General features: G+C 72.8%; 5 protein-coding genes. 3 read left to right on the top strand and 2 right to left on the bottom strand.

Annotated elements, in window-relative coordinates; genetic code table 11:
• Window positions 1-61: 61 nt before the first annotated feature.
• The gene (locus tag ACFXBC_RS34560) at window positions 62-484 is read right to left on the bottom strand and encodes a hypothetical protein (protein ID WP_385033906.1); all 423 of its coding nucleotides are present in this window, start codon (window positions 482-484) and stop codon (window positions 62-64) included.
• A 108-nt stretch (window positions 485-592) separates the two neighbouring features.
• Between ACFXBC_RS34560 and ACFXBC_RS34555 the strand changes: the two genes are divergently transcribed.
• Entirely contained in the window at window positions 593-2,668 is a 2,076-nt protein-coding gene (locus ACFXBC_RS34555) for an FUSC family protein (protein ID WP_385033903.1), read from the top strand.
• Between the two features lie 145 nt (window positions 2,669-2,813).
• Here ACFXBC_RS34555 and snpA read toward each other — a convergent pair whose 3' ends face one another.
• A complete protein-coding gene (snpA, locus tag ACFXBC_RS34550; protein WP_385033900.1) occupies window positions 2,814-3,485 on the bottom strand; it encodes a snapalysin in 672 nt (223 codons plus the stop codon).
• A gap of 164 nt (window positions 3,486-3,649) precedes the next feature.
• On the opposite strand from snpA, the gene ACFXBC_RS34545 reads away from it, so the two are divergent.
• On the top strand, window positions 3,650-4,543 hold the full coding sequence (locus ACFXBC_RS34545; RefSeq protein ID WP_385033897.1) for a LysR substrate-binding domain-containing protein: 894 nt from the start codon (window positions 3,650-3,652) through the stop codon (window positions 4,541-4,543).
• 182 nt (window positions 4,544-4,725) lie between these two features.
• Window positions 4,726-5,028, top strand: a complete 303-nt coding sequence (locus ACFXBC_RS34540) for a barstar family protein (protein WP_385033894.1) — start codon at window positions 4,726-4,728, stop codon at window positions 5,026-5,028.
• Window positions 5,029-5,433 lie beyond the last annotated feature (405 nt).

The raw sequence follows: 5,433 nt of genomic DNA, 5'->3' as shown, positions 1-5,433 counted from the left end.
CCCGCGCGCGCGCGCGCGGGCGGGGGCGCCCCCCCGGCGCCCCCCCCCCCCCCGCGATGAGTCACTCCTCGTGCGTGTAGAACAGATAGAACGTCGTGAGCAGGGCACCGATGCCGAACCCGGCGCCGATGAACGAGGACGACAGGACGCTCGACCCGGTCATCGAGTACAGGAACCCCATCGCTCCGCCGATGAGCACGCCGTACCCGGCAGCCCTCGCCTCCCTGGGAAGCGCGTGCTGGATCCGGCCGAAAACGAAGGCAAGTACCGCGAGAACAAGCCCCGAGACGATGCTGAGCACCGTCTTGGCGGTGCTGAACACATGGCCCGAGCTGAGGATGAACGCCGTGTAGAGGCCGTAGACGACGCCGAGGAGGAGAGGCACCGCCACCGCGGCCGCCGGAAGGCGCCGGTGGGCCGCCGGGCGCCGGTGGGACGGCCCGTGGGACGACCGGTGTCCGCGGAGTGTGGTGGGTGTGGCCATGGCAGATTCCTTCCACTCGCCCTCCCACCAGCGCACACCCGCAGCCGCGTCCCGGCAACTCGTACGGCGCAGCGGCGGGCGCCACGGGCCAGGACGTAACTTGTGGGCATGGGTGACACGGCCGACGTCGGAGCAGAAGCGCGGAAGAGGCAGCCGCTGGTCTCGCCGCCGGAGTGGCTGATCCGGGGGCTGCGCCCGCAGCCGGCGCCGGTCCCCTGGGCCGCCGTGGTCCGTGCGAGCATCGCGCTGGCCGCGCCGCTGGCGGTGGGTCTCGCCGCGGGGCAGCCCGGCTACGGCGCGCTCGTCGCCATGGGCGCGCTCTCGGGTGTCATCGGCGACACCGCCGACGCGTACCGGATGCGGATCCTCAACATCGCCGTGCCGCAGTGCTTCGGTGCGGTCGGCGTCATGCTCGGCACCCTGGTGTACGGCGACGGCTGGGTCGCGGTGGCGATGCTCACGCTGGTCGCACTGGTCTCCGGGATGATCTCCACGATCGGTGCGGTGGCCTCCGTATCGGGGCTGCTGCTCCTGCTCAACTCCGTGGTCGGCGCGGGTCTTCCGATGCCAGGACCCTGGTGGAAGGCGCCGCTGCTGCTCTCGCTCGGCGGGCTCTTCGTGCTGCTGCTCGCCCTGCTCGGCTGGCCGCTGCGGGCGCGGACCCCGGAGCGGACCGCGGTCGCCGCGACCTACCGCTCGGTCGCCGAACTGCTCGCGGCGGCGGGCACACCCGCGTACGGCCCCAGGCGCCAGGCCGTGACCGCCTCGCTCAACGCCTCGTACGATCTGATCCTCGCCCGGCGCGCCCACTACCACGGCCGCAGCAGGTCGATGGTGCGGATGCTCGCCCAGCTCAATGTGCTGGTTCCGCTGGTGGAGGCGGCAGCGGCGGCCCATCTGCACGGCCGCGCCTCGCGCCGCCCCGAGATCGCCGCCGCCGTCCGGGACCTGGCCGACGTGGTCGCCTCCGGGCGGCCGGACGCGGTGCCCGGTCTGCTGCTCCCCGAGCCGGAGGGCCCCGCCGACCGTGCCATGAACGCGGCGCTGCGGCACGCGGCCGCCGTCGTCCACCACGCGGATTCCGACCGCCCCGGCCCGTACGGCACGGACGACCGGCTCGGCCGCCCCGCCGCGCTCGGCGTACGGGCCCGCCGGGCCGCCGCCACCGTCCTGCTCTCGCCCGCCTCCTGGCGTTACGGTCTGCGGCTCGCGCTCTGCATCGGTCTGGCGCAGGTGCTGGTGTCGGTGGTCAGCGTTCCTCGCTCGTACTGGGTCGCGCTCACCGTCACCTTCGTACTGAAGCCGGACTTCGGCTCGGTCTTCTCCCGCGCGGTGCTGCGGGCGCTCGGCACGGCGGTGGGGGTGCTCACGGCCGCCCTGGTCCTCGGGGTCGTCCCGCGCGGCTGGTGGGACGTGCCGGTGACGGTGGTGCTCGCGGCGCTGATCCCGGCGGTCTCCGCGAACGGGTACGCCTTCCAGACCGCGGCCATCACCCCGGTGATCCTGCTGATCTCCGACCAGCTCAACCATCTGGGGTTCCATCTGGTGCTGCCCCGGCTGCTCGACAGCCTGATCGGCTGCGGAATCACCCTGGTCGCGGGGTATCTGCTCTGGCCGGAGAGCTGGCACACCCGGATCGGCGACCGGCTCGCCACCGCGGTCGAGGAGAGCGCCCGGTACGTCGAGTGCGCCTTCGGCGGCGGGAGCGGACCAGGCCCGGCGGACGGATCCGGCCCGGCGGGGGCCGGTACGGGTGGCGGCGGCCCGGCGGGCGACGGTGCGCGTGCGCCGGACGGAGCGGGTGACCCCGGTGACCGGGAGCGGCTGCGGCGGCGGCTCTACCGCGATCTGTCGGTCGTACGGACGGAGTTCCAGCGGGCCCTGACCGAGCCGCCGCCGACCGGGAGGCGGGCCGCCGCCTGGTGGCCGCTGGTCGTCGCGGCGGAACGGATCGTGGACGCGACGACGGCCGCCCGGGTCCGTGTCGACCATGGGGCCCGGCCGCCCGCACCGCAGGAAGTCCGCGATGTGACGAAGGAGTTGCGGGAACTGGCGCAGGGGCTGCGGTCCAGCCCGACCCTGGTGGAGGTGGCGACCCGTATCAAGGGGGACGACGAGGGCGTACTCGCCCCACTGCGCCAGGAGGTCGTCGCGGCCCGGGAGATCGCCTCCCCGCAGCGCTGAGACCGGGCCGGGTGTGTGGCCCGGCCCGGTTTGTTCCGCCCCGGCAGGTCACCCGCACCCGGCGCCGTCAGCGACGCCGGGTGCGGGGGGTGGGGGGCCGACGCCGGGGAGGTGGCGTCAGGGCATGCGGGTCAGGAGCCTGCGGTCAGGAGCGGGCCGCTTCCGCCTTGGCCAGGGCCTTGGCGAAACCGTTCGCCCAGAGCGAGTCGACCTGGGCGCGCTCCTGTGCGTCCGGCTGGCGGTTGGTGCAGGACGGGCCGGGGCCGCCGCCCGACATCAGCTCGCTGCACGGGCCGCTGTAGTCGTCGGGAAGACCGAGCACATGGCCGGTCTCGTGGGCGGTGACCCGGATCGAGTCGTACTCCTGGGTCTGCGCGTGGTCCAGGAAGATGTAGCCGCTGCCGTGCCCGTCCGTCGAGGCGTACGAACCCTGCGGGTCGTCACCCTCCCGGTAGGAGAAGTCGGCGCCGGACGAGCCGGCCTGGAGCTTGACGTTGGTCTCCGCGGAGTTCCAGATCTGCGCGCTGGCCGATATCTGGCTCTGGTAACTGGGCGCGGCCGACGCGTCATAGGTGATCGTGACCGACTTCAGGCCGGGGTGGGCCGCCTGCTTCTTCGCGACCGACTTCATGACCGCGTCGAAGAACGCCTTGTTCCCCGACTCCTGCTGTGCGCTCGTGTAGTGCTGGGCGCTCTGCGCGGTGTGCGGCACGGGGGCGACCGTGGTGGAGGCCGCCTGGGCGGGGACAACGGTGCCGAGAGCGGCGGCGACGCCGAGGCCGAGGATCGCGGAGATCGCGGTATTACGGTGCTTCATGTGGGGGGCTCCTACTCGTCCGGTGTGGGGGTGAACGGGTGGTACCGGAGAGTGTGCTGTGCGGGCGCCCCGCCGGGATGATGGCAACTGGCGATAACTTGGTGCTATCGGTGGGGGTTTGATGGTCTGGTGCGGCCCCTGGCCCGCCCCTACTCTCGGGTTCCATGGACCTTGAGGTGCGGCATCTCCGCGCACTGTGCGCCATAGCGGACACCGGCAGCCTCCACCGGGCGGCCCGTGAGCTGGGGATGAGCCAGCCCTCGCTCACCACCCAGCTGCGCCGGATCGAGAACTCGCTGGGCGGGCAGCTCTTCTCCCGTACCCGCACGGGCTGTCGGCCCACCCCGCTGGGTCGCACCGTACTCAGCCGGGCCCGCCCGCTGATCGACGAGATGCGCTCCCTGGTCACCGAGGCGAAGGCCGCCGCCGCGCGGGCGGCCGGACCCCGGCTGCGGATCGGCGCGACGGCGAACCGCGCCATCCCCGGCTGGCTGCGCAGGCTACGCGCCCGGCTGCCGGAGACCGAGACCTCGCTCCATATGGACGTGTCGGCCAACGCGCTGCTGCGGCTGGTGGCGTCGGGCCAGCTGGATGTGGCGTTCGTGCACGAGGTGGAGGGGTGCCCGCTGCGCCTGCCGGACGGCCTGGACATCCGCGTCCTGGTCGAGCGCGAACCGCAGTCCGTGACGCTGGCGGCCGACCATCCGGCCGCGGCCGACCCGGTGGTGAAACTGGCCGACCTGGCGGCGGACCAGTGGATGGTCGATCCCACCGTGGACGGCGAACTGGACGGTATGCGACGGATGCTGCGCGCGGCGGGCCTCAACCCCCGGGTGCTGCACGGCGATTACCTCACGGCGTTCGCGCTGGTCGCATCCGGCGAGGTGGTCACGGTCTGCCAGCCGACCACCAGACCCAGACCCGACCTGGTGATAAGACCGCTGCACGGGGACCCTCTCGGGGTACGGCTGCTGCTCGCCGCACGGCCCGGGAGCGACGAGGCGGAGCTGGACATGGTGTACGAGGAGCTGGCCGCCGCGTACGGGGAGTTGCTGTAGGGGCGGGGGCTTGGCGGATGGTTGCTGGAGCGGCCGGGGAGTTGTCGGCGGGTTGCCTGCCGGAGCGGCCGGGGCGTCATCGGTCACTGAGGGTGAGGCCGGGTTCGCCGTGGAGACACCGGGAGGTCCGGGGGCCGTCGGCCCGGAACGCCTGGGGTGACTTCCGCGTACCATCCGCTGCCATGGGCTCCGAACTGGTCGTGGATCTGCGCACGCTGCCGCTCGTCTCGCTGGACGATTTCTGGGACGCGGTGGCCGGGCCGTGCGGGCTGCCCGGCTGGTTCGGCAGGAACCTCGACGCGTGGTGGGACGTGGTGGAGACCCGGGGCGTCTCGGAGACCGTCGACGCGTACGCCCTGCTGGTCGTACGGGCGGACGCGGCCGGGCTGTTCGCTCCGGGGCAGCCGGACGGAGCGCGGCTGGCGGCGCTGTTCGCCGACACGACCCGCGCACGGCTCGATCTGGACCCGGGCCCGGCGGCGTGAGTTCCGCGGGTCTTTCCCGGAACCCACGGCGGACGGGCAACCACCGCTGCGGCGCCTCGCGCTGATCCACCGGGGATTACGGGACAGCCCTTACCCTCTCCTGAGACCGTCCCTTCAGGGCCAGCCGGTCCAAGATCGCCGAAGGCGGTCGCTAACCTTACGTGTCCGCCCTGGCCAGGGATCGACTCCCGTCGGCGTGGATGTGTCTCGTACTCGACGTCATTGCGAATCATTGCGAATCATTGCGAAAGGTCTCGCCCATGGGCATTCGGAGCTTGCTGCGCAAGGTGTTTGGACGCGACCGCGTGGAGTCCGGTGAGCCGTCGGCGGCCACTACCGTTCCGGCGCAGGCCGAGCGTACGACGACGCCCGTGACGCCGTCCGAATCCCCCGCCGAGTCCTCGC

It is taken from the genome of Streptomyces sp. NPDC059398, assembly GCF_042751845.1.
Classification (GTDB): Bacteria; Actinomycetota; Actinomycetes; order Streptomycetales; family Streptomycetaceae; genus Streptomyces.
This window is presented reverse-complemented; position numbering and strand designations above follow the sequence as displayed.

Coding starts and splice junctions, on each gene's coding strand:
- ACFXBC_RS34560 (WP_385033906.1), bottom strand. CDS start 484: ATGGCCACACCCACCACACTCCGCGGACACCGGTCGTCCCACGGGCCG.
- ACFXBC_RS34555 (WP_385033903.1), top strand. CDS start 593: ATGGGTGACACGGCCGACGTCGGAGCAGAAGCGCGGAAGAGGCAGCCG.
- snpA (WP_385033900.1), bottom strand. CDS start 3,485: ATGAAGCACCGTAATACCGCGATCTCCGCGATCCTCGGCCTCGGCGTC.
- ACFXBC_RS34545 (WP_385033897.1), top strand. CDS start 3,650: ATGGACCTTGAGGTGCGGCATCTCCGCGCACTGTGCGCCATAGCGGAC.
- ACFXBC_RS34540 (WP_385033894.1), top strand. CDS start 4,726: ATGGGCTCCGAACTGGTCGTGGATCTGCGCACGCTGCCGCTCGTCTCG.